Annotated in this window: 22 protein-coding genes; 3 read left to right on the top strand and 19 right to left on the bottom strand. The window is 60.0% G+C overall.

Annotated elements, in window-relative coordinates:
* Positions 1–16: 16 nt before the first annotated feature.
* The 10 genes from EOS_RS05035 to EOS_RS04990 form a co-directional block, all read right to left on the bottom strand.
* Positions 17–2,116, bottom strand: a complete 2,100-nt coding sequence (locus EOS_RS05035) for an ABC transporter permease subunit (protein WP_047845488.1) — start codon at positions 2,114–2,116, stop codon at positions 17–19.
* 36 nt (positions 2,117–2,152) lie between these two features.
* The gene (locus EOS_RS05030) at positions 2,153–3,694 is read right to left on the bottom strand and encodes a sugar ABC transporter ATP-binding protein (protein WP_235442703.1); all 1,542 of its coding nucleotides are present in this window, start codon (positions 3,692–3,694) and stop codon (positions 2,153–2,155) included.
* 17 nt (positions 3,695–3,711) lie between these two features.
* Entirely contained in the window at positions 3,712–4,839 is a 1,128-nt protein-coding gene (locus EOS_RS05025; RefSeq protein ID WP_047845487.1) for a sugar ABC transporter substrate-binding protein, read from the bottom strand.
* A gap of 57 nt (positions 4,840–4,896) precedes the next feature.
* Positions 4,897–5,643: an N-acyl homoserine lactonase family protein gene (locus tag EOS_RS05020; RefSeq protein WP_047845509.1), complete on the bottom strand. Its 747-nt coding sequence runs from the start codon at positions 5,641–5,643 to the stop codon at positions 4,897–4,899.
* Positions 5,644–5,698: 55 nt separating this feature from the next.
* Positions 5,699–6,631, bottom strand: coding sequence for a BKACE family enzyme (locus tag EOS_RS05015; RefSeq protein ID WP_047845486.1), 933 nt, complete (start codon positions 6,629–6,631; stop codon positions 5,699–5,701).
* 31 nt (positions 6,632–6,662) lie between these two features.
* Entirely contained in the window at positions 6,663–7,469 is an 807-nt protein-coding gene (locus EOS_RS05010; RefSeq protein ID WP_047845485.1) for an SDR family oxidoreductase, read from the bottom strand.
* A gap of 39 nt (positions 7,470–7,508) precedes the next feature.
* Positions 7,509–8,153 (bottom strand): GntR family transcriptional regulator, encoded by a 645-nt coding sequence (locus EOS_RS05005; RefSeq protein ID WP_047845508.1) that lies wholly within the window; start codon positions 8,151–8,153, stop codon positions 7,509–7,511.
* A 343-nt stretch (positions 8,154–8,496) separates the two neighbouring features.
* Positions 8,497–8,805, bottom strand: coding sequence for a hypothetical protein (locus EOS_RS05000; protein WP_235442701.1), 309 nt, complete (start codon positions 8,803–8,805; stop codon positions 8,497–8,499).
* 101 nt (positions 8,806–8,906) lie between these two features.
* Positions 8,907–9,323, bottom strand: coding sequence for a universal stress protein (locus EOS_RS04995; protein WP_047845484.1), 417 nt, complete (start codon positions 9,321–9,323; stop codon positions 8,907–8,909).
* 94 nt (positions 9,324–9,417) lie between these two features.
* Entirely contained in the window at positions 9,418–10,059 is a 642-nt protein-coding gene (locus EOS_RS04990) for a lytic transglycosylase domain-containing protein (protein WP_047845483.1), read from the bottom strand.
* A gap of 209 nt (positions 10,060–10,268) precedes the next feature.
* Between EOS_RS04990 and EOS_RS04985 the strand changes: the two genes are divergently transcribed.
* Positions 10,269–10,490: a hypothetical protein gene (locus EOS_RS04985; protein ID WP_047845482.1), complete on the top strand. Its 222-nt coding sequence runs from the start codon at positions 10,269–10,271 to the stop codon at positions 10,488–10,490.
* A 69-nt stretch (positions 10,491–10,559) separates the two neighbouring features.
* On the opposite strand, the gene kdpE is transcribed toward EOS_RS04985, so the two are convergent.
* The 8 genes from kdpE to EOS_RS04945 form a co-directional block, all read right to left on the bottom strand.
* Complete coding sequence (kdpE, locus tag EOS_RS04980; protein WP_047845481.1) at positions 10,560–11,258, bottom strand: two-component system response regulator KdpE; 699 nt, start codon at positions 11,256–11,258, stop codon at positions 10,560–10,562.
* On the bottom strand, positions 11,255–14,047 hold the full coding sequence (locus tag EOS_RS04975; protein ID WP_047845480.1) for a sensor histidine kinase: 2,793 nt from the start codon (positions 14,045–14,047) through the stop codon (positions 11,255–11,257). The genes kdpE and EOS_RS04975 overlap by 4 nt, the downstream gene beginning before the upstream one ends.
* Positions 14,047–14,628 carry a potassium-transporting ATPase subunit KdpC gene (kdpC, locus tag EOS_RS04970; RefSeq protein ID WP_047845479.1) on the bottom strand — a complete coding sequence of 194 codons (582 nt, stop codon included), beginning with the start codon at positions 14,626–14,628 and terminating at the stop codon, positions 14,047–14,049. The genes EOS_RS04975 and kdpC overlap by 1 nt, the downstream gene beginning before the upstream one ends.
* A gap of 97 nt (positions 14,629–14,725) precedes the next feature.
* Positions 14,726–16,783, bottom strand: a complete 2,058-nt coding sequence (gene kdpB, locus EOS_RS04965; protein WP_047845506.1) for a potassium-transporting ATPase subunit KdpB — start codon at positions 16,781–16,783, stop codon at positions 14,726–14,728.
* 120 nt (positions 16,784–16,903) lie between these two features.
* Positions 16,904–18,712, bottom strand: coding sequence for a potassium-transporting ATPase subunit KdpA (gene kdpA / locus EOS_RS04960; RefSeq protein WP_047845478.1), 1,809 nt, complete (start codon positions 18,710–18,712; stop codon positions 16,904–16,906).
* Entirely contained in the window at positions 18,709–18,804 is a 96-nt protein-coding gene (gene kdpF, locus EOS_RS04955) for a K(+)-transporting ATPase subunit F (protein ID WP_063779061.1), read from the bottom strand. The genes kdpA and kdpF overlap by 4 nt, the downstream gene beginning before the upstream one ends.
* 491 nt (positions 18,805–19,295) lie before the next feature.
* Entirely contained in the window at positions 19,296–20,285 is a 990-nt protein-coding gene (locus tag EOS_RS04950; RefSeq protein WP_047845476.1) for a sterol desaturase family protein, read from the bottom strand.
* A 57-nt stretch (positions 20,286–20,342) separates the two neighbouring features.
* Positions 20,343–21,350: a YncE family protein gene (locus tag EOS_RS04945; protein WP_082163213.1), complete on the bottom strand. Its 1,008-nt coding sequence runs from the start codon at positions 21,348–21,350 to the stop codon at positions 20,343–20,345.
* 174 nt (positions 21,351–21,524) lie between these two features.
* On the opposite strand from EOS_RS04945, the gene EOS_RS04940 reads away from it, so the two are divergent.
* Positions 21,525–22,844, top strand: a complete 1,320-nt coding sequence (locus EOS_RS04940; RefSeq protein WP_047845475.1) for an Nramp family divalent metal transporter — start codon at positions 21,525–21,527, stop codon at positions 22,842–22,844.
* A 34-nt stretch (positions 22,845–22,878) separates the two neighbouring features.
* Here the strand turns inward: EOS_RS04940 and EOS_RS04935 are convergent, their stop codons facing one another.
* Entirely contained in the window at positions 22,879–23,166 is a 288-nt protein-coding gene (locus EOS_RS04935; protein WP_407639107.1) for a winged helix-turn-helix transcriptional regulator, read from the bottom strand.
* A gap of 250 nt (positions 23,167–23,416) precedes the next feature.
* On the opposite strand from EOS_RS04935, the gene EOS_RS04930 reads away from it, so the two are divergent.
* Positions 23,417–24,793, top strand: a complete 1,377-nt coding sequence (locus tag EOS_RS04930) for an IS4 family transposase (protein ID WP_047845473.1) — start codon at positions 23,417–23,419, stop codon at positions 24,791–24,793.
* Position 24,794: the final 1 nt, after the last annotated feature.

Raw genomic sequence — 24,794 nt, 5'->3', positions numbered from 1 at the left:
GCGGCTCCATCGACGATCAAGCTTTTTTATCGCGCAACGTAATCACCGCAGCCAGTACGACCAGGCCGTTGATGATGTCACGCACGGCTGGCGGCACGGTGGTGCCGGCGAGTAGCGTACCCAGCGCGGTCAACAGCAACGCACCGCCGAACACACCAAGATAATGACCGCGGCCACCGGTGATCAATGCACCACCGACAACCACGACCGCGATAGAAGGCAGCAGATAAGGATCGCCCATGCCGAGAAACGCCTGGCTGCTGAAGCCGGCAAGTAACAGCCCCACCACGGCCGAACACAAACCTGAGAGGCAATACACAGCGATCAAAGTTGCGCCCACGCGCACGCCCGAGAGCTTCGCCGCAACCTGCGAATTGCCGACGGCATAGATGCGTCGTCCGAAGGTCGTACGATGCAGCAACAGCAACGCGAGCGCGAGGAATAGCGGCACGCACCACGCGGCAAGCGACAACGGACCGAAACGCTCGTTCGTGAAACTGCTGATGGCCGAAGGCGCCCAGCCCTGCGGCGAACCGTTGCAATAGATAAGCGTGATGCCCTGCAACAAGCCGTTGGCCGCCAGCGTGACGACTATGGGCGGCAGGCCCAGCACCACGACTCCGACGCCGTTGAACACGCCTACAGCCAAGCCTGCGCAAAGCACCAGCGGCACGGCCCACGCCGCGGCTTCGTTGACGCCATGCGTCAACCCGGTCAGCAACACGCCCGATAGCGTAATGAGCCACGGCACCGAAAGATCGAGCCCGCCCGTCAGGATCACTGCGCCTTGCCCGAGTCCTAATATGGCCAGGAACAAGGTCAGCGTCAGCAAGCTGGTATAGAAGTTGGCGCTTGCGAGGACACCCGGACCATAGACCACGCCCGTGATCGCGATCACCGCGAAGAACAGCACGTACGCCGGCACCACATACTTGACCCATTCGCGATTGCGTTCGATCCAGTCGCCAATCAAGCGCCCCTTGAGCTCGGTGTTTTCTATCGGCCGGAAGTCTTCTACTTCGAACTTCACGCGCCGCGCTGCCTGATCATTGCGTGCGCGGGTTCCGGTTCGCCACGCGGTGAGCCATCGCCCGGCGTATCGCGCGCAGTGATGTGCCGCCGACTGCTTTCCTATCGACGACCCGAGCACGGCCAGGATCAGGATCACCGCTTCAGCGATGGTCGTAAAGAACGCGGACACGTTCAGCACGAGCAGGATGTTCACCGTGATCATCAGGGTCATCGCAGCGAATACCGTGCCCACGCAGCCGCCTCGTCCGCCACCGAGCCAGGTGCCGCCCAGCACGACGGCTGTGAACATGGAGAGCAGCAGCGGCCGGCCCACGAGCGGATCGGCGGAACCGGTCTGCGCCGATACATACAAACCCGCTGCCGCGTAGAACATGCCCGCGAGCGCATAGGTCGCGATCCGGTAGCCTCTCACGGGCATGCCGTTCGCGTAGGCGCCGTCGGGATCGCTGCCGAGCGCATAGAGGCCCACGCCGAAGCGCGTGCGTTTGACGAAGGTCCACACAAGCAGCGCGACGACGAGTACGGCGGCTGACATGGGGACTTTATCGGGCACGAGATCGGAGGTGATGAAACCGCCGAACTGATCGCCGATGCTGCCGCCCGGCTTGTTCTGGATCAGCAGCGTCAAGCCCTGCACCATGAACATGGTGGCGAGCGTGACCACGATCGACTGCAGCCGGAACCACGCGATCAACGCACCATTGATCAGCCCGATACCGCCTCCTATGGCAATAATCAGCGCAACGCCACCCCATTGTTCAAGTGGCGTGCCTTGCACGAAACGCACCGCGAGCACGTTGGACAACGACACCACCGCAGACGCCGACAAGTCGAAACCGCCGCTCAGCACCACGATGGTCTGCCCGATCGCCGCGAGCGCGAGCGTCGCGCTGCTGGAGATCACGGAGCCGACGTCATACAGTCCGACCGGCGTGGCGGACAGCGACACCCACGCGATCATCATCGCGAGCAGTGCGCCGATCGCGATGATCAGCCCGCGGTAATGATCCATGCGCGCCCGCAAACCGACGTGCGCACCGGGCCGCACGATCTCGCTGTCAGGCGACGCAATTGCAATTTTCATGATCGAACCCTCTGATTTCTTGAATGCTTCAGTGCCTTAGCTTGAAAGCATCTTGCGCATCACGTTCTCTTCAGTGAGCGCCTCGCCGGCCAGCTCTGCGACATTGCGTCCGCGATACACCACCGAAACGCGATCGCATACGTTGACCAGTTCCGGCACGTCGGTGGAATAGAACAGCACGGAACCGCCGGCCGCCGCGAACGCGCGCATCAGCACGAAGATCTGGTGCTTGGTGCCTACGTCGATACCGCGCGTCGGGTCGAACATCAGCCACACGCGGCTTTGCGTCAGCAGCCATTTCGCCATCGCTATCTTCTGCTGGTTGCCGCCCGAAAACGACAGGCACGGTTTGTAGACCGCACGCGGGTTGACCTCCATCTGTGCCAATGCACGCTTGATGGCCGCCTGCTCGCGTTTCCTGTCGATCAGGCCGAAGCGCGAGAAGCGCTTGATGACCGGCAGCGAGACGTTTTCTCCGCCGGGCAAACGCAGGAACAAGCCCTCCGTCTTGCGGTCTTCCGGCAGGAAGCTCGTCGATACCCCGGCCTTGAGCGAATCGGCGGTCGAAGTCAGCGTCACCGGTTTTCCATCGATGAGGATCTGCCCTTCATCGATGAACTCAGCGCCGAACAGCGCCTCAAAAATCTCGCGTTGCCCCATGCCTTGCAAGGCCGCAATACCATGCACTTCGCCCGCCTTGAGCGTGAGGTCGAAGTCATTCACCACGCCGTCCACCTTGATGCCGCGCGCTTCCATCGCGGGCGTTTGAAGTGCCGCCGGTGTAGCGACCTTCGGCGGATATTTCGCGTCCATCGAGCGGCCGATCACAAGACGGATGACTTCATCGTCCGAGATCGCAGCGGTATCGAAAGCGCCTACGTCACGGCCGTTTCTATACACCGTGAGGCTGTCGCAGAACTCGCGCACTTCCTGCATCCGGTGTGTGATGAAAACAAAGGTCACACCGCGCGCCTTCATCTCTTCAATCCGTCGCGCGAGCCATGCAACGTCGCGCCCGGATAGCGCGGACGTGGGTTCATCGAGCAGCAGCACTTCGGGCTGGCGAACCAGCGCCTTCGCAATTTCGATCTTCTGGCGCACGGGCAAGGCGAGATCGCGGATGTACGCGCCGGGGCGGATATCGCCGAGTTCAAGCCGGTCGAGCCACTCCGCCGCCTGCCGTTGCGATTCCCGCTTCTTGATGCGGCCGAACCAGCCGGTCGGCTCGTAGGCCATCAGCAGGTTCTGCGCGACGGTCAGGTCGCGAACGAGCGTCATCTCCTGGAACGCCGTCTGCACCCCCGCGCGATGCGCGTCCTTCGGACCGCGCATGCTCACGTTGCGGCCCATGATCGAGATGCTGCCCGCATCCGGCTGCATGAGGCCGGACAACAGCTTGACAGTCGTCGACTTGCCCGCGCCGTTCTCGCCGAGCAGCGCGTGAACGGCGCCGCGCCTGACGCGGAACGACGCGTTGTCGAGCGCGACAGTGGCGCCGAACCGCTTGGTGACCTTCGAGAGATCGAGAGCCCATTCGTTCGTGCTGCTGGTCATCGTCTCTGTCCCTGCGCTCGACATGGTGTGCTCCCTTAGCTCTAGTCCGGCTTGCCGGTCAGCGCCGCATTAAAGCCAACCTCGGTGGTCTCTGCCGAATAGATGTCCGCGAACCAGCCCGGCGGCACCTTGTCCGGCATAAAAGCGGTGCAACCGTCCTTCAGTTCGTCGATGGAACCTGTCTTGCACAACTTCGACTGTGACGTCTCCACCAGCGGCAGCTTGAGCGTCACGTGCGCCGGGAAATCCTTGCCGTCGAGCTTGTCCACGGCCAGCTTCAGCGCCAGCGCACCCGAGTACGGCGGCGAACCATACGAGATCGAACGGTAGCCGATCGAGCGATAGGCGCCGTCGCCCTTCACCGTGCCCGGCGGCAACATCTGCACGCGGTGACCATTCGACGATTCACCTGCGCACGGCTTGATCTTGTCGTCGGCAATACCGGCGTCGAGCTGCATAGATGCCGCCGTGAAGCAGCCCACTTGCATCCACAGGCCGTCGATCTTGTCCCAGCTATTGGTGGCAAGGATCTTCGACAACTCCGTCTTGGCCGTTGCCTGGCTCCACATGCCCGTACCTTCCGCCACGATCTTGATGCCCGGATACTTCGCGAACACGGCCTTCGCCGCCTCGGTGCGCGCGCGATCCACGGAAGTGCCCGGCACGCCGTTGATCAGCACAATGTTGCCCTTGCCGTTGATGGTTTTCGCGAGCCATTCGGCGGTGACGGTGCCGGCTTGCTTCTGGTCGATCGTCACGTTGTGGGCGCACGGCTCGGTGACTTCACCGTCATACGCTGCAACCACCACACCCTTCGAACAGGCGTTCTTGATGGCGCGATTCAACGCGGTCGGCGAGATCGGATAGATCACAATGGCTTTCGCGCCGGCCTGGACCATCGAGTTGATCTGCTGGATCTGTTTCTGCGCGTCGGTGCCGGCGACCTGCACTTCCAGATCGACCTTGTCCTTAAGTCCCGGGGTCGCAGCCATGGCCTTGACCATGTTGGCGGCTTCCGTTTGCCAGTCGTTGCCGACATAACTCATCGATAGAAAAATCTTGTATTTGCCGGCCGCCGAGGCCGGGCCTGAGACGGCCAGCGTCGCGAGAAGTGCGGCGCCGAGCGCGAGCCGAGCCCCCCGACGGATGGTGTTCGCCAGTGCATTCATGTCTTCCTCCGATCCTGCGTATGGTTATATGAGTCGGTACGTTCAATGCTTGTAGTACTAACTTTCTACGTGCTTGAGCCGTGCACTTGCCGGCAGCTGAATGCCTGCCGATCCAGCCACGACGTTGGGGTCGTGGCCCGGAATGACGAAGTCCGCGAGCTGCCGGATCCGTTTGAGCGAAGCCAGTTCGGCCACCGTTTCATGCACAATGCCCACCGGCACGAGATCGACAATGTTCTCCATGCAGCTTGCACAGTCACCGGCAATCAGGACCACGCCATCGGCTGTATCGACTGCAACCGATTGATGGCCCGGCGTATGTCCCGGCGTCGGCACAACACGCACGCCGGGCGCGATATCGGCTACGCCGTGCACAAATTGCCAACGGAAATAGGCCAGCGGTTCGCGACCAATAAGGAACTCCTGATAGAACGCGGACTGCGTCGGCAAGGGCCGGCCGGCGTATTCCCATTCGCTTGCCTGCACCACGAAACGGGCATTCTTAAAGAGCGTATTGCCGCCGGAATGGTCGTAGTGCAAATGCGTGTTGATGACAATATCGACGTCGTCAGCATTCCAGCCTACGTACTCTTTGAGCGCGCGTTCAAGCCGCTCCTCCGGTGCCTGCTCGCATGGGCAGACGAAGCTCGACACCCAGCCCGGATCGTGAATCCCGGTATCGACAACAATCTTTTTGTCGCCGCCTACAATTGCCGTCGACCACACCGGCACCTTGATCTGCTGGCCGTAATAACGACCATACACCTGCGATGAACGGTCCACGCTCAGCCAGCCCGTAGGCATCGCGACGACTTTGAGTTTCGACACAGTCACGATGGTCTCCATCGTCAAAGGTTGTTTAGAAATTCGTGTTGTCCGCGCCCTTGAGCCCGAGCATGGCGCGCGCTTCGTCCGGAGTGGCGATATCGAGCGAAAGACCCTCTATCACCTGCCGGATCTTCACGACCTGCGCGGCGCTCGATTCGGCGAGCTTGCCCGCTTCGATCCAGAGCGAATCCTCCAGCCCGACCCGCACGTTCGAACCCTGCGCCACGCCTAGCGTCGCGAGCGGAATCTGGTTGCGCCCGGCGCCGAGGATCGACCAGACGTAGTCGCTTCCGAATAGGCGATCGGCGGTGCGGTGCATGTGCATCAGGTCTTCAGGATGCGGTCCGATACCACCCAGCAAGCCGAAGACGCTCTGCACGAAGAACGGGGGTTTCGCGAGTCCGCGGTCCACAAAATGCGCCAGGTTGTACAAGTGCGAGATGTCGTAACACTCGTACTCAAAACGCGTACCGTTCGCGCCACATGATGTGAGGATGTATTCGATGTCCTTGAACGTGTTCTTGAAGATCAGGTCGCGGCTGTTGGCCAAGTGCTGGCGCTCCCAGTCGTGCTTGAATTCCTTGAAGCGCTCGAGCATGGGATAGAGGCCGAAGTTCATCGACCCCATGTTCAGCGACGCCACCTCCGGCTTGAAGAAATGAGCCGGTTTCAAACGCTCCTCTACCGTCATGTGCGGACTGCCGCCGCTCGTGATGTTGATCACTGCATCGGTCTCAGCCTTGATGCGCGGCAGGAACTGCTGGAACACGGCGGGGTCCTGCGTGGGCCGGCCGTTGCTGGGATCGCGTGCATGCAGGTGAAGGATTGCTGCACCTGCCGTGGCCGCGGCCAGCGCTGCATCGCCGATCTCCTGCGGCGTGACCGGCAGATACGGCGACATCGACGGTGTATGGATAGCGCCCGTGGGCGCGCAGGTAATGATGACTTTGCGCTTCGTTGCCATGCTGTAAGCCCTCGTCGGATAAGAAAAACGTTCAGAGCACTTCGACGTTGCCGCACACCGAGATAGCCTGCCCCGAAATGCCGCTGCCTCCCGGCGAGCACAGGAACAGCGCGGTCGCCGCGACTTCTTCCGGCGTAGTCATGCGGCGCAGCGAAATTTTCGCGAGATAGTCCTTCTCCATCTGTTCATAGGAGAGGCCCAGCTGCTCGGCGCGCGCGGCGATCACGCGTTCGATACGCGGCCCCTTCACAATGCCCGGCTGAATCGCGTTGACGCGAATGTTGTCCGGCCCCAGCTCGATCGCCAAGCTCTTGATGAGGCCGACCACGGCCCACTTGGTGGCAGAATACGGCGTGCGGTACGCGTACCCAAGCCGTCCCGCCACCGACGACAACGCAATAATCGAGCCGCCATCGCGGGCCTTTCGCAACAGCGGCACCGCGCGACGTGTGAAGTAGAACTGAGCATTGAGATTCACGTCGATGGTCTGTTCCCAGTCACCGGTCTCAATCTCGTCGATACCGCCCGTCGGTCCCGCTATCCCCGCGTTGTTGATCAGCACGTCGAGGCCACCTAACTGCGCGTTGACGTCGTCGAACACGCGGTCGACCGCCGCGCGGTCCGACACATCTGCAAGCGACGTGGTGATCGCATTCACCTCAGTGCTTTGTTCGGCTTGGTTGAGCGCATCGATGGCTTGCTGGCTCACATCGCAGACATGCACGCGCGAACCGGCATCGACGAAAGCACGCGCGATCACAAGACCGATCCCCGACGCACCACCCGTAACCAGCACGCGCAACCCCGCGTGCGGTTTCAACATCTGTAGAACCGTCATGCTCGTCTCCGTCTATTTTTTGTGGGGGCCAGTTGAGGTTCAGGCTCGTGCCGCTTCCCTGCTCTGCAAGCGCTCCCGCAAGTCCGCCGCAGCCCCGCCGATGTCTTCTTCAATGCCCGCCCGAGCGCCTTCTCCGTCACCCTTCCAGAGTGCCTCGACGATCTTGCGGTGCGCCGCCATCGACAAGCGCATATGCGGGATATCCGGTGCCACGAGGTTCAGGAATGGGCCAATTCGCATCCAGAGATTCTGGATCGTGGCGAGCGTCAGATCGCTTGCGCCATGCGTATAGATTGCTATATGGAATTCGAAATTGCTGCGCAGGTACGCGGGGACATCGCCGGCTTCCACGTGGGCGTCCATTGCGTCGAAGACGGCTTGCAGCGCGTTCAGATGGTCCTTGGTCATCCGCGATGCCGCTCGTTTTGCCACGCAACCTTCGAGGGCGATCCGCACGTCGCGCAGTTCTTCGAGCAGGTCGAGCGTCATGGGCGGCACCATCAGCGCGCGGCCCGGACCGTCGATCAACGCGCCCTCGGCTTGCAGCCGCGTGAGCGCGGCGCGTACCGGCATGGTCGAGGAACCGACTGCTTCGGCCACCCCGCGCAAGCTCAGCGCCTGACCCGGGGCAAAGCGCCCGGTCATGATCGCCTCGCGTAACTGGGCGTAGACGCGGCCCGCCATGGTCTCGCGCCCCACCAGTTCGAGCGGCAGCGCATCCGCGGTCGTTTCACGTGGTGTCAATTAAACCACTCCTTACGATATGTGTGACCTGTGATCACACTGCAAGAAGAAGTTTGGTGCGCCTGCGGGTCTTAGTCAACCTCGACGTACTAGGGGAAAACGCGAAGCGTGTGAGGACGCGTGGGGGACGTCCGCGGCTTGCTCGCGTCGCATGCGTGGAGCGGCAGCGTCATACATCCGCCACGTCGAAACCATGGTCGTGATGTCGCGGGTGAAAGCGGAATGGCGTTGCCGATTGGGGATTGGCCTGCTTGGCGCATTGGGGCCGGTTGAGCACGTCCCCTTATAGTCCGACAGCAGCCGGATTCATCTCTATGTGCAAAACCACAAGCCATAACTTCGGACAGTCCGGAGCGATTTTAAGCGCCGGGTTGGTCTTGTCCACGGGCGTAATGCATCCCTTCTCGCGTGCCAACAAATATGCCCGCCGTGCATCTGCCTGCAGCCACATGCTAACCAGACCGCACGTCAGGAAACTGAATACCGTTGTTATAAGAGTCGGAGCGCTCGGGTCCAACTGCTGAACCACATAAGCGAATGCGGTAGTCAGCACCTGGTTCGCCACGATCGCGACACAGATCACCTTCGCCATGCCCCTGATCCGCATAGCCGTATGAAGCTTCAACACAATTTTGTACTCTTGACTAAAAGCTGGTGAACGACAGATCTTTAATCGCCAGGGTAAACCGCATCCTAGTGAATCATTGTCACCGGCGTTTGCATGCTCCGCCATAACCTGGTCATCACCCACCATCGCCTCATGAAACCCAGGTGGCTGCCGTCGACCAGGACAATATCCGAGCGTTTTTCAGCCGCACGCGCAGCGATGGTTCCGGCCACCGGCCCAAATACACGCGACCAATGATATGGAACCCCGGCGTCTTCCAGAATGGCGCGGGTCTGAACCAGCGCACTTAACATCGCGCGCTTTTCCTGCAAGCGCAGCGTGCCGCGGGAATGAAACGCACTCGCCCGCCCCTGGTCCGGAGGTTCGAGCACCTCCATCAACTCGACCTCGGACACGCAGTGCTCGGCAAAAAGAAATGCAGCATGCCGCGCAGCCTGAAGCGCGCCATCCTTGTTTATCACCGGTATGAGCACCCGTAACATAAGCTTCCCCGATTCATCAATGACTACAACTTGATTACAGCAGACGCGGCGTTAAACGTGAGCAGAGTTTTGGGCGTATTGCGTAAAAATTGTGTCAAGGCGACCTGACCAGCGCGACCTTGACGGCATCTTCCGGGGGCGTGTGCAGGCTGGCCGAGAACTGCCGCATGTGAAAAGCCACGCGTTGCGCATAACCTTTTCCGCCGCCGCTGTATCGTTTGAGCGCCGCGCCGAGGTCGCCGCCTGACGCGTCAAGATACTCACGCAGGATTGAAGATCCTATCCGCACGTTCTCGGCGGGCTCTGTCAGATCCTTGCCCGATGCCAGCACCTGCGGATGGGCCGTCGGCAGAATCTGCATGAGCCCTTCAGCACCGGCGACGCTGACTGCTTGCCGGTCGAACCCCGACTCGGTCGCAATCACCGCGAGCAAAAGCACCGGAGACACCGCATATTCGTTTGCCGCGCTGAGCACCGCTTGCGCAATCAGCGTCGCCTCACGGCGCGCTACTCGAAACTGCTGCCATAACACCGCGGCAACGTTCGCGACCTGCGGCGATTCGCTGGGCGCGGATTCGATACTTGTTGTTATCCGCCCGGTGGGTACAAGCTGCTCGTCGCTTGCATAGGCCGCGTTTGCGGCCATGATCGAAAGCGCGCAGAGGGCAAATATCGCGCGCAACCATCGCTTTGATCCACTGAGTACGCGTACCGCCAGTACCTGGTTTTCATGCATTACGGTCTCTTGTCATTAGCGTCCGAGAAGGCTACGCTGCCCGGCGTATCGATCGGGATAAAAGCTGACCGTGCGGTATCAACAACGCGTTAAGAAGGCTTGAATCCATCGTCGAATTGACGAAACGTATACGCTCGCTGACGCCATTTAAATGTGGGCAAAACGCGAGAAGAGCGACACTCGATGTCTCTATCAACAGAGACAAAAACATGCACGCCCTGACGTTCTGGAAACGCGCGGTCAAACATAACCAGCAGGAACATGAGGCGACCCGATCGAGCGTCGCTGGATGGCAAGCGCGCCGGCGAACGCTGCTTGCGGTGTCGCTGGGCGGTACTGTTGCTGCCGCGATCGCAATAACATTGGGGTTACCTGCGACAGGCCTTGCTGTTTATATTGCCGCTACGCTGCCGTTTGCGCTTTTTCCATAAGGGACGTTCCCCGCGTGCTGTCGGATGCGCGGGGAGATGCTGCTGAAGAACGTCCAAGGCCGGGATCGCCTACTGCGCGCCCACGAGCCTGTAACCCACCCCAGTCTCCGTAACGATATGAACCGGCTGCGTCGGATCCAGCTCAAGCTTGTGGCGCAGATGCCCCATATAAACGCGCAAATAATGCTGGTTCTCGACGTAAGCCGGCCCCCACACTTCGCGCAGCAATTGCTGATGCGTAATGACTCGTCCGGCATGGCGCACCAGCGCAGTTAGCAGCCGATACTCGATCGGCGTGAGATGAATCGCCGTCCCGTCGCGCGTCACACGCCTCTCCGACAGATCGACCGAGACAGGGCCGAACCGTACCAACGGCGTCCCCTGTTGCCCGCCACGATTACGCCGTCTTAGCTGCGCACGAATTCGCGCGAGCAGCTCCGACACACCGAAAGGCTTGGTGAGATAGTCGTCCGCGCCCGCATCCAGCGCCGCAACCTTGGCATCTTCGTGGGTGCGCGCGGAGAGCACGATCACCGGCTGCTCGGTCCAGGTACGCAGTTCACGAATGACGTCGATACCGTCGGTGTCCGGCAAGCCAAGGTCGATGACAATGAGATCGGGCAAACGAAAAGCGGCTTCACGCAAGCCCTGTTGTCCGGCTTCCGCCTCGAACACGGTCATGCCCTGCGCTTCCAGCGTGCTTCGTACGAAACGGCGGATCTGCTTGTCGTCTTCAATGACAACAACGGTCAAAGTAGGTTCGCTCATGGAGTATCCGAGTCCGCGGCAGCTTCAGGCCCCTCGCCGCTCTCCTCAGGAAGCACCTCGAAAGGCGGCGTCTGATTGGCCGGCAGCGTGAACCAGAACCTCGCGCCTAGAATTTTTCCTTCGCTATCCTCCCTATTCTCGGCGCCAATCTTCCCACCATGTGCCTCTACGATCGCCCGGCAGATTGCAAGGCCCAGTCCGATCCCGGGTTTCGCGGATTCCTTCTCGCCACGCGTGAATTTATCGAAGAGCGTTTGTTGAATTCCCGGAGCCAGACCCGGCCCGTTGTCGTCCACGCAGACCCGGACATAACGCTCGCCGGCTTGCTGTTCGACGGCTGCATGGATTGACAGCGCCGAGTCCCGCGGCGTGTATTTCGCTGCGTTCTCGAACAGGTTGGCGAGAAGCCGCTCCATCAATACGGCATCGAGTTGAATCAGCGGAAGGTCAGGCGGAACACGAACCTGCACCGGGCGCCCGGCGAGCGTACGGCGACACACCGCCAGAGCCGCGCCGACCACTTCCTCCAGCATCAGCCACTGCCGATTCAGACGAATGCTCCCCGCCTGAAGCCGGGCCATGTCGAGCAGATTCGTCACAAGCCCGCTCATGCGCAGCGCTTCCTCGTGGATCGCGTGAACCAGCTCGCGCGCGCTGTCGGCAGACCCGTTGGGAAGACGCTGCTGCTCCTCCAGCACCGACGCGAATCCGACGATCGAGGTCAGCGGCGTGCGCAAGTCGTGCGAGATCGCCGAGAGCAGCGAGTTGCGCATGCGCTCCGACTCCATGTTGACCAACGCGTCCTGCGCGATTTCAACGTAGTGGACACGTTCAAGCGCAAGCGCAATCTGCGAAGCAAACGTATCGATCATGCGTTGCTGTTCCGGTACCGCAAGCTCGGCGGCGTTACCGGTGATGAGCGCGAGGACACCTCGTGTACGCATCGGCGCCTTGAGCGGCAGATACAGCGCATTGCTGGCCGGCAGGGTGTCCGTTCCGCGCCCTGCAGGCTTCTGCTGGTCGTACACCCATTGCGCGATGTCGATGTCGAGATCGGCCGCGTCGAGCGTGACCTGCGGATTCGGATCGTCGACTTTCTGCCGGACCTTTTCCGAGCTGTCGGGAAGCAGGATGGCAACCTTGGCCTGGAAGATTTCCCCCACGTGCCGCGTTCCTATTTCAATGATCTGCTCGGTCATCAACGCGCCGCCCAGTTCGCGGGTCATGGCGTACATGGCGCCCGTGCGCCGCTCGCGCAACGAGGCTACCCGCGCCTGACGCCGAAGATTCGAAGTCAGATGACTGATCGTCAGAGACGTCAACAGCATGACAAAGAAGGTCAGAAGATACTGCGTGTCCGAGACAGAAAACGAGAGTTGCGGTGGAACGAAGAAGAAATCAAATGCCGCGACGCTCAGGAATGACAGTAGTACACCGGGGCCCCGTCCAAGTCGAACCGCGGCGAAGACGACGCCCAGCAAATACAACATCACGAGGTTCGTGAGGTCGATGTGGCGGGACAGCAGACTTGCTAGTGCGGTAATCGCAACGCCAATAGCGGCTGCATAAATGTATGTGTTGGGCGAGGATCGCGTTTCATTGCGGACCCCGGAGAACATCGGAATGCTTGCGTGGCGCTCGCGTGCTTCCTTCACCGCTTTCACACCCACGAGCGTCACGTCGATATCGTGCGCATACTGCACCAGCGCTTCGGCAACAGGCAAGTCAAGCAACCGGCGCCAGCCGGGCGCGTCCGACGCTCCCGCAACAATCTTCGATACATTGCGCATGCGCGCGTACGCGACCAGCGTGGCAGCCGCGTCGGCGCCATCGAGGGTCACGGTTTCCGCGCCCAGCTCGGACGCCAGCTTGAGTGCGTCCAGCGTACGTTTGCGCCATACGTCAGGCAACCGCTGCAGCTTGGGTGTTTCAACATATACCGCCAGCCAGTCCGCCTTGAGGCTCGCAGCCAGGCGCGCGGCCGAGCGAACCAGTGTGGCACTTTCAGGACCCGGACCAATGCATGCAATAAGCCGCTCACGTGCCTGCCAGATCCGGCTGATCGACTGATCAGCGCGATACTCGCGCATCTGCGCGTCCACGCGGTCAGCCGTTCGACGCAGCGCGAGTTCGCGCAAGGCAATCAGGTTGCCTTTGCGAAAAAAATTCTTTACCGCGTTTGCCGCCTGCTGCGGCATGTAAACCTTTCCATCCCTCAACCGGTCAAGCAACTCTTCTGCCGGCAGGTCGACGAGCGTGACTTCATCGGCGAGATCGAACACGCGGTCCGGCACGGTTTCCCATACGCGGATACCCGTGATCTGCCCGACGATATCGTTGAGGCTCTCCAGATGCTGGACGTTGACCGTGGTGTACACGTCGATGCCCGCGTCGAGCAATTCGTACACGTCCTGCCACCTTTTCAGGTGACGAGCGCCTTGCACGTTCGAATGCGCCAGTTCATCGACAAGAATCAGTTGCGGCTTGCGCACGAGGGCAGCGTCGAGGTCGAATTCGGGCAGCTGGCGACCACGGTACTCGTAGTGCGTCAGCGGTATCGCGTCCAGCCCTTCGACCAGTGCCAGCGTCTCCTTGCGGCCATGCGTCTCGACAATACCGACGACAGTGTCGAAACCGTCGTCCCGGCGTCGATGCCCGGCTTGCAGCATGGCATAGGTCTTCCCGACACCAGCCGATGCACCGAAGAAAATCTTCAACTTGCCACGCTGCTTTTTCTCTTCGTCGCGCTGGATCTTGTCGAGCAGTTCGTCGGGATCGGGACGGTCCATCAGCTGGCGGGCTTCAGTTCGTCAAGCGCGAGGTTCAGCTTCAGCACGTTCACACGCGCTTCGCCAAGGATACCGAACTGGCGGCCGCTCGTTGCGCGTTGAACCAGCGCATCGACGTCGTTGTGCGACAGCTTGCGTGCCTTCGCGACGCGGTCGATCTGATAGGCGGCCGCAGCAGGGCTGATCTCGGGATCGAGACCGCTGCCTGACGATGTCACGAGGTCGACCGGGATCGGCGCTGTATTCGTCGGGTCCGCGTCGTGCAGCGCACTGATGCGTCCTTTCACTTCATCCGCAAGCGCCGGATTCGTCGGGCCGAGGTTCGAAGCGCCCGAGCTTTGCGGGTTATACGGGTTCGGTGACGTGGCAGATATGCGGCCCCAGAAATAGCCCGGTGCATCGAATTGCTGACCCAGCAATTCGGAGCCAACTGGCTTGCCGTTTTTCTCGATCAGGCTGCCGTTTGCCTGGCTGGCGAAAGCAGCATGCGCGACCGCCGTGACCACGACCGGATACACAACCCCGGTCATCACGGTCAATGCCGCGAACAACACGATCACAGGACGAAAGATTTTTGTCATGACTATTAACCCTGGTAAATTGAAACGAGGACCATCGTGCAGAAAAGAGGCCGGGTATATAAAGCTTGCGTACTACCCGGCCAAAGCCCTGCTCGGATCAGGCCCAGCCAAACGCAGTCAGAATCATGTCAATGAGCTTGATGAACGGGAACGGCAACAAGATACCGCCGAGGCCATACACCAGCAGATTGCGGCGCAGGAGCGAAGCCGCGCCCAGCGGCCGGTATTTCACGCCCTTCAGCGCCAGCGGAATCAGCACCACGATGATCAGCGCGTTAAAGATCACGGCGGACAAGATGGCAGACGACGGCGACGTCAGATGCATGATGTCGAGCACGCGCAACTGCGGATAAGTAGACGCAAACGCGGCCGGGATAATGGCGAAGTACTTGGCCACGTCGTTTGCGATCGAGAACGTCGTCAGCGAGCCGCGCGTCATCAGCATCTGCTTGCCGATCTCCACAATCTCGATCAGCTTGGTCGGATTCGAATCGAGGTCGACCATGTTGCCGGCTTCCTTCGCAGCCTGCGTGCCGGTGTTCATTGCCACGGCAACGTCGGCCTGCGCAAGCGCCGGTGCGTCGTTGGTGCCGTCGCCGGTCATCGCAACCAGCCGCCCTTCAGCCTGATAGCCGCGGATGGTAGCGAGCTTCGCTTCCGGTGTCGCTTCCGCGAGGAAGTCGTCGACGCCCGCTTCGGCTGCAATCGCCGCGGCGGTCAAGCGGTTATCGCCCGTCACCATCACGGTCTTGATACCCATCTTGCGCAACTCGGCAAAACGCTCCTTGATGCCGCCCTTGACGATGTCCTTCAGCTCGATCACACCCAGGACACGCGCACCTTCCTCGCGCCTGTCGGCCACCACGAGCGGCGTGCTGCCACGACGCGCGATTTCATCGACCGCATTCGATACTTCCTGCGGATAACGGCCGCCATTGCGTTCAACGTACATCTTGACAGCATCCGCTGCGCCCTTGCGAATCTCGCGATCCGGCAAGTCGACGCCGCTCATGCGCGTCTGTGCGGTGAAGTTCAGGAACGTCGCGTGAAGCGTAGCCATCTCGCGTTGGCGAATGTTGAAACGCTGCTTGGCGAGCACAACAATACTGCGGCCTTCAGGCGTTTCGTCGGCAAGCGATGCAAGCTGCGCCGCGTCGGCCAGGTCCTGCTCCGAGAGACCCGGAGCCGGCACGAAGCTCGATGCCTGACGGTTACCCAGCGTGATCGTGCCGGTCTTGTCGAGCAACAGCACGTCGACGTCACCCGCCGCTTCAACTGCGCGGCCTGAGGTCGCGATCACGTTCGCCTGCATCATGCGGCTCATGCCGGCCACACCGATGGCAGACAGCAGACCGCCAATCGTGGTCGGGATCAGGCAGACCAGCAAGGCAGCCAGCGCGGTGATTGTCACCACGTGACCGGCCTTCATCGCGCCGACCGAGAAGATCGAGAACGGCAGCAGCGTTGCGGTAGCAAACAACAGCACCAGGCTGAGTGCAACCAGCAAGATCGTCAGGGCGATTTCGTTAGGCGTCTTTTGACGCTTGGCGCCTTCGACCATCGCGATCATGCGGTCGAGAAACGCCTCGCCCGGATTGACCGTCACGCGCACGACGATCCAGTCCGACAGCACACGGGTACCACCCGTCACCGCCGTAAAGTCGCCGCCCGATTCGCGAATCACCGGCGCTGATTCACCCGTGATCGCCGACTCGTCGACCGAAGCAACACCATCGATCACTTCACCGTCGGCCGGAATCACGTCGCCCGTTTCCACGAGGACGATATCGCCCTTGCGCAGTTCCGTTGCGGTCGTGATGCGGATGGACCCCTTCGGATTCGGCGTCTCGAGCTTCTTCGCCATCACATCGCGCTTGGCGCTGCGCAATGACGCGGCCTGGGCTTTGGAGCGTCCTTCGGCCAGTGCTTCGGCGAAGTTCGCAAACAGCACCGTGAACCACAGCCATAGCGAGACCGCGAGAATAAAGCCTGCCGGTGCCTCAGCCTGCCCCGAGAGCGCCGCGATCCACAACACTGTGGTCAGGATGCTGCCGATGTAGACGCAGAACATCACCGGGTTGCGCAACTGCGTACGCGGGTCCAGTTTCCTGAACGAGTCCGCAATCGCCGGCATCACGATCACCGGGTCGAACATCGAACGAGCTGCCGAGCGTGAATGGCCACTCGACTCCGGATTTTTCTCCGGTGCCTTGTTCGGCGTTTTCACTGGCGGTTTGACAATTGTGTTCATACTTTCCTCTGTATCAGTGACCGCTTATTTGCCCGAGAGCATCATCAGATGCTCGACCACGGGACCCAGCGCGAGCGCGGGAACGTAGGTCAATGCACCGACGAGCACGACTGTGCCGAGCAACAACACGACGAACAGCGGACCATGGGTCGGCAAGCTGCCGGCCGTAGTGGCAATACGCTTCTTGGCGGCGAGCGCACCCGCGATCGCCAGCACCGGGATGATCGAGCCAAAGCGGCCGAACCACATGGCAATGCCGGTCGAGATGTTGTAGAACGGCGTGCTTACCGTAAGGCCAGCGAAGGCGCTGCCGTTGTTGTTCGCAGCGGAGCTATAGGCGTAGAGAATCTCGGAGAATCCATGCGGCCCGGGGTTCGCTATGCCCGCTTGACCCGCTGTCGTCAGCACGCCAATCGACGCACCGAGCAGCACCAGGAACGGCGTCAGCAACACCACGATAGCCACCATCTTCATCTCGTACGATTCGATCTTCTTGCCGATGTATTCAGGCGTACGACCGATCATCAGGCCGGCGACGAACACCGCGAGCATGGCGAAGACCAGCATCCCGTATAAGCCCGAACCCACGCCGCCGAAAATCACTTCGCCGAGCTGGATCAACAAGAGCGGTACGAAGCCGCCCATTGGCGTCAGCGAGTCGTGCGCGTTGTTCACCGCACCACACGATGCAGCCGTGGTAGCAACCGTAAAGATGCCGGACTGCGCAATACCGAAGCGAACTTCCTTGCCCTCGGCGTTACCGCCTGCCTGCATGGCCGACGCGCTCTGGTCAACGTGCAGCGAGGTGAACAGCGGATTGCCGGCCTGCTCGAACGAAATCTCGCCCCAGCATGCAATGGTAAAGGCGATGGTCATCGCCGCGAGGATCGCGTAGCCCTGCCGTTTGTCGCCCACCATGCGCCCGAACACGACACACAACGCCGCTGGAATGACGAGCATTGCAATCATCTGGACGAAGTTGGAGAACGGCGTCGGGTTTTCGTACGGATGCGCGGAGTTGGCGTTGAAGAAACCACCGCCGTTGGTGCCGAGCATCTTGATCGCTTCTTGCGAAGCAACCGGACCCATCGCGATCGTCTGCTTGTCGGCCTTGTTGTCCACCATCACCGGATTGCCCTTGGCGTCCTTGACCGGATTGCCCTGCGCATCCGTCTTCGGCGTCTGGTAGGTCGTCGTCTGGACCGTGGAGACATCCTGGTAAGCCTCGAAGTTCTGGATCACGCCCTGGCTCACGAACACCAGCGCGATAACCGTGGCGATCGGCGCAAGGATGTACAGCGTGATGCGCGTCAGGTCGACCCAGAAGTTACCGATGGTCGTAGCGGTGTGACGCGCGAAACCGCGAATCAGCGCAACGACAACGGCAATACCAGTCGCGGCAGAGAAAAAGTTCTGCACGGTCAGGCCAACCATCTGCGACAGGTAGCTCGCGGTCGACTCAGGCGTGTAGTCTTGCCAGTTCGTGTTGGTCACGAAGCTGACTGCCGTGTTGAACGCGGCGTCCGGGGTCATCGGACCGAACGATTGCGGGTTGGACGGCAGCCACTGCTGCAAGCGCAGGAACCCGAACACGACCAAGGCGCCGAGCGCATTGAAGGCAAGCACGGCAAATGCGTAGTGCTTCCACGACATTTCCGCCTTGTCGTCGACGCCGGCAAGCTTGTACAACAGCGCTTCGACCGGGCGGCCGATGCGTCGGACGACTACTGACGAGCCGTCGAGCACGGAGGTCATATACCGGCCGAGCGGAATCGCAAGCGCGATCAGCACGACGATATACAAGCCCGTTTGAAACAGCGTATTGGCGTTCATTCCAGATCCTCCGCACGCAATAGTGCGTACACGAGGTACACGAATAACAGCAGTGTCGAAGCACCTGCCAGGATCATCATCCAGGTGGTCATGGACGACCTCCCGGAGCGCGACGCAACTTGTCGCAACCGATGGCAAGGGCCGCAGTCACTACCCAGAAGGCGATGATGCCGGCGATATATAGCAGGTCCATTGTTTTGATCTCCCGTAGCGGATTTGGACGTGCTGAAGGTTAGTTGATCGCGCGTAAACGGCCGGAAAAGAGAACGAGCGGGGGTATAAAGAAAGTGTAAAAACGCGGGTGAGTTTGGCGTCGGGGGTGACGTGAAATGGCGCCGAGCAACGCTGAAGAAGGGATGGGGCGGCCGCCTTGTGAGCCAAGGCATTGGAGGTGAAGGCGCCCGGTATAAGAGAAATCAGGCGTGTCAACATGCGGTAATGGCAATCAGGCGATCGCCATTACCGCGGAGTGGTTAAGCAAGTCTATTTTCGTTCACGGGCCGCACCCGGTCGGGGCTGCTTCCCGCGCCCTACCCGACCCGGCGTGCGCAGCCCGCTTAAACCACCTGCCCTCAGTCTCCAATCATGCAGAAGCCGCACGGCGAAGGCGCTGTGCAATCCGTCCGAACGCGTAAAACTGCTGCGCCCACACTCCGTGTCCATAGTTGCGCGCAAAACCTTCCGGCACAGGCAACTGGTCCCGAATGCCGGTCGGCTCGGTCGCGCGATTCCACGCCGCGGTCTTGAACAACATATCCCACCACGGAAACAGGACGCCGAAGTTGCAGCCATAACGCGTGCCTTCATGACCATAACCAATCGCGTGATGACGCCGATGAAACGTCGGGCTCACCAGCAGGCGATCAAGGAACGGAACAACCGGCAAGTGCGCGTTCACGTGCTGGATGCTTTGCAGCACGTTGCTGACCGCGACCAGCACCACGAACTGCGATGGCTGGACGCCGATAAAAAGCGAAAGCGCCGCGAAGAATGCCGCCTGGATGATGTCGTCGAGAAAGTGATTGCGGTCGTCTGCCCAGAGCGACATCTGCTGCTGGCTATGGTGAACGGCGTGAAGCTCCCACCAGACGCCAAAGCGATGTTGCCAGCGGTGATACCAGTAACCCGCGAAATCCAGGATCACCAGATAGATCAGGAACGACACGACCGGTTGATCCGTCACGCCGGGCCAAACGCTGTCGATGTCGATGTTCGGTATGTCGTAGATCGCAATCAGGCTCTGCCAATGATTGAACAAGGGCTGCAGGAGAAAGAAGAACGTCAGGTTAATGAGGCCTAGCTTGGCAATCCAGGTATAGAAGACGTCAGAACGAACCGCCTTCCTGTCTTGCCATGTTTCGATCGGCCGCAACGCCTCCAGCGGACGCAAGATCGCGAAGGTAGCCAGTATCTCCAGCACCCCGATGATCACCCAGTAGAGCGCATCGTAGGTATCTTCGTCGTACCCCATCAAACCGACCTTGAAGAAGATCGGCTGGACGACGTCGACGTATAACAGGGTCTGCAGCGTAGAGACCACATTGTCGAGTTGCGCGACGATTTCAGTAATCATAGAGGTCCTCTTGCACTACCTGAAAATGAACCGAGGGGAATTAAAGCGCCGCGCATGTCAATCCGGATTCGGTGCGTACACAGGCGCCCGGTCCGCAAAATAAAGCCCATGCGGAGAACGTCCGACCGCGATGGTGTCGATTAGTTTGCGGCTGGCGAGATCGATCACGCCGACATGACGCGCAAACCGGAATGTCACCCAAAGAGTTTTACGATCGGCAGACAGTTCCATGTCGTCGGGTCCGGGCAATAAGCCCGTGATATCGCCAACCTTCTCCAACGTTGTGTAGTCCAGGATGCTGATTGTGCTGGCCACGCGATTGGTCACGGCAATGTGTTTGCCGTCGTCCAGATTGCGAAAGTTGTGCGCGCCTTTGCCAGTCTGAATGCGTTTTATGACTTGCTGCTTATGCCAGTCAACAACGGCAACGTCGTCTTCGCCCGTCATGCCGACCAGCAGGTTCCGATCGCCCGGCGTCATCCAGAGACCGGCCGGCGTGTTCCCGACCGGCATCTTCCACTTCACCGTTTGAGTGGCCAGATCGATTGCAGCGAGTTCGCCTGAATCCTGCAACGTGACGAATACCGTGCTCGCGTCAGAAGAAAACGTCATGTGGCTAGGCGTTTTCCCGAGTGGGACACGCTTTGCAAGCGTGAGGTCGTGGCCGTCGTATTTATAGATATCGACCCGGTCCAGCCGCAAACCAGCGGTGACGAACCATTTGTGGTCGGGAGAAAAACCGAGCTGGTACGGATCTTCTATGTTTTCAACCCGTTTTTGTACCTTGCCGCTGCGCGGATCGACAAAGATCAGATCATTCGACACAGAGTCGGCGACAATAAGCGAACTGCTGTCCGGCGTAATCATCAGGTGATGGGGTTCTTTACCTGTTGGTTCGGTAGCCAGGACCTGTCGTTTTGCTTCATCAATTAACGTCAGTTGCGCCTCGCCGGAATCCAGCACGATAACCTTCGGCGCGGCCGGAGTATCTGCTAAAGCGAGGTGTTGGAAAAGCAGGCCGACGACCGCCGCCACTGAAAGGCTTCTGATTGCAGTGCTAAGCATATTGAAAGGAATAACAACGAGGGAGCCCGAAAAGGCCAAAACTGTGCTTTGATAGCTTAACGCGCTGGTGAAACCGACAGAAAGCTATCGAAACACTGCATGTAATGCCGCCGTGGCGAGCGCCAAGCCCGTCGCCACGAAACGAACCTTATCTCTAACGTATCGAATCAAGCAATGGATGACCGAGTCCGCGTTGAAACTAGTCGATCAATGAGCGACAGTACGACCCTGGCCATGCGCGATGTGCTGGAAGGCCGCCGCACGGGCTGGTCCGTGCTCCTGCCCTTTGCCGGGCCGGCGGTAGTGGTCTCCGTCGCTTATATGGATCCGGGCAATTTCGCGACCAATATCCAGGCCGGCGCGCGATACGGGTATGGATTATTGTGGGTTGTGCTGCTGGCGAACGTCATTGCCATGCTATTCCAGGCACTTTCCGCAAAACTGGGAATCGTCACCGGTCGAAATCTGGCCGAGCTATGCCGGGATTACTTACCGAAACCGCTCGTTTATGTGATGTGGGGCGTAAGCGAAGTCGCGGCCATGGCCACCGATCTGGCCGAATTCCTGGGTGGCGCGATCGGGCTTAGCCTGCTTTTTCACATGCCGTTGTTGATCGGCATGATCGTCACGGCCGTCATAACCTATGGCTTATTGTTCTTCGAGAAAGCGGGATACCGGCCGCTGGAGCTGATCATCGGCGCGCTGGTCGGCATTATCGGGTTGTCGTATCTGGCGGAGCTTTTTATCGCGCCTGTCGCGTGGTTTCAGGTCGGGCTGCATCTGTTCAAACCCGAATTGCCCGACGCGCAAGCCGTGACCATCGCCGTGGGCATCATCGGCGCGACGGTCATGCCGCACGCGCTGTTTCTTCATTCCGGGCTCACCCAGGGCCGCCTGCCTCCCCAGACCGAAGCCGAACGCAAAAGGCTGCTCACGTTCTCAAACGTGGAAGTGATCATTGCACTGACTATTGCAGGCATGATCAACATGGCAATGGTGATCATGGCATCCGGCGCTTTTCACTCAGGTCATCCGGAAGTGGCCGAGATCGAAACCGCCTATCACACGCTTGCGCCGCTGCTTGGTATTGCCGCTGCGGGCATTTTTCTCTTGTCGTTGATCGCATCGGGCATTTCAAGTTCGGTCGTGGGAACCATGGCCGGTCAAATGATCATGCAAGGGTTCGTCGGATTCCGCATTCCGCTATGGCTGCGTCGCGCGATCACGATGGTCCCTAGCTTCGTCGTGGTCTGGCTCGGCGTGAATGCAACGCAAGCGCTGATCATGAGCCAGGTCGTGCTGAGTCTTGCGCTGCCGTTTCCCATGGCAGCACTCGTCTGGTTCACGTGCAGGACGGACGTCATGGGTTCGTACAAAAACCGGACGCTGATCAAATTCGCAGCCATTTTCGCTGCCGTTGCGGTGCTGTCGCTTAACGCGGTCCTGTTGCTCCAGACGTTCGGTGTCGATATTCCTGGTCTTCCGAGCGCTTAACGTTAACTAGTGCCTGGTTTGGGCTGTCCGGAGCCTAGGTCGCAGTCTTCCTATCCTTCAGCCATAACCCAAATTCCTGCAGCACCGAGACGATTTTTCGTAAGCGCTCGCCCTCTACAGTCAGGCTGTATTCCACCTTGACCGGAACCTCGGGATAGACCGTGCGTTTGACCAGGCCAGCCTCCTCTAAAGCGCGCAAGTCGAGCGTCAGCATTCGCTGCGAAATGTTCGGAACATGGCGGCGCAGTTCGTTAAATCTCTTTGGCCCATCGAGAAGAAACGAGGCGAGAAGCAATCGCCAACGTCCGCCAAGCAGTCTCATGGCCTCTTCGACCGAACAACCCGATACATTCTCTTTCACCGCATCACCCGGTATAGTTTTTGTACCTAGATAACAAAAGTCTGCCTTCTTTACAAGAAGAACCGACCTAGCCAGAATGGCACTTACTTAAGCCAGCATGGAGGAGAAGACGCGGGTAAGTACTTGAAGAGAAACGGAGGAGGCTGATCCAGGGATTGATAGGATGGTTGTTACCAGGCAAACACCCGTCTCATTCCAAGGACCAGCCCCCATGGATCGTAATGCACGAAGTCATCACAGGCAAACACTAGGCGGCGTTCAAAGCCGGGCACGCAGGGCCCAGGCGGTTGACTACTTCAACATATTGACGAGCCCGGAGCTGTTGGACATAACGGAAGCGCATTTGCCAGAACATCGGGAACGGCTGTATCCGCCGACGGTGACACTGTCGATGTTCATGCGCCAGGCGCTGGAAGAGGACGCCTCCTGTCAGAAGGCGGTCAACGGGTGGGCTGCGCAGCGAGCTGCCGACGGGCTGCGACCCATGAGTGTGCGTACGGGAGGCTACTGCCGCGCTCGCCAGAGACTGCCTCTGACGATGGTGCGGGAGTTGACGCGCGAGACAGGACGTCAACTGCACGAGCAGGCCAGAGCGGCCTGGACGTGGCGCGGGCGCCCGGTCAAGCTGGTTGACGGGACAGGGATCTCGATGCCCGATACGCCGTCGAACCAGGCCCGCTTCCCGCAGTCCAGTTCTCAGGCTGAAGGAGTGGGATTTCCGTTAGCCTATCTGGTTGCGGTGATCTGTCTGGCAAGCGGCGCAGTGCTGGAGGCGAGTGTCGGAACGTACGCGGGCAAAGGCAGCGGGGAGCTGACGGCGTTTCGCATGCTGCAAGATACGTTTCGCAAAGGTGATGTGATCGTCGCCGATGCCTTGTATTGCCACTACTTTCTGATGGCCTCAATGATCGCCGCCGGAGTGGATGTCGTGATGGAACAGCATGGGGCGCGCCGCACCGACTTTCGGCGAGGCAAGTCGCTGGGCATGCGCGATCACATTGTGACGTGGCCCAAACCCCGGCAGCGTCCCGACTGGATGACGCGTGAGCAGTACCAGGCCTTCCCCGATGAACTGATGGTGCGCGAGTCCAGGCTGCATCACCGGGTGCTGGTCACCACGATGCTTGATGCACGCAAGACCAGCAAACAGGAGCTCTCGCAGTTGTACGCCAGGCGTTGGAACGTGGAACTGGATCTACGTAACATCAAGACGACGATGGGTATGGACGTACTGCATTGCCAGACTGCCCACATGAACGAGAAGGAGATTTGGGTCCATCTGCTGGCCTATAACGTGATTCGGTTGCTGATGGCTCAGGCCGCGAGCCACTATGCCACCGATCCGAGAACACTGAGTTTCAAACACACCGTGCAGTTATGGACTGAATGGCTGGCCCGAGGTCTGGCAGCAACCCACGACCAGAGTCTCCTGTTCAACCTGATCGCGCAGCCTTGCGTTGGGAATCGTCCCGGTCGCATCGAACCACGAATGCGCAAACGAAGACCGAAGTCTTACCCATGGCTGAAAGAGCCTCGTCACATCGCACGCGAGCGCGTCCGAAAATATGGGCACGTGCCACGGGCTTAAG

Origin of the sequence: Caballeronia mineralivorans PML1(12) (genome assembly GCF_001028175.1) — a bacterium.
GTDB lineage: Bacteria > Pseudomonadota > Gammaproteobacteria > Burkholderiales > Burkholderiaceae > Caballeronia > Caballeronia mineralivorans.
The sequence above is the reverse complement of the archived record's forward strand: the minus strand, read 5'-3'. Positions and strand labels throughout refer to the sequence as shown.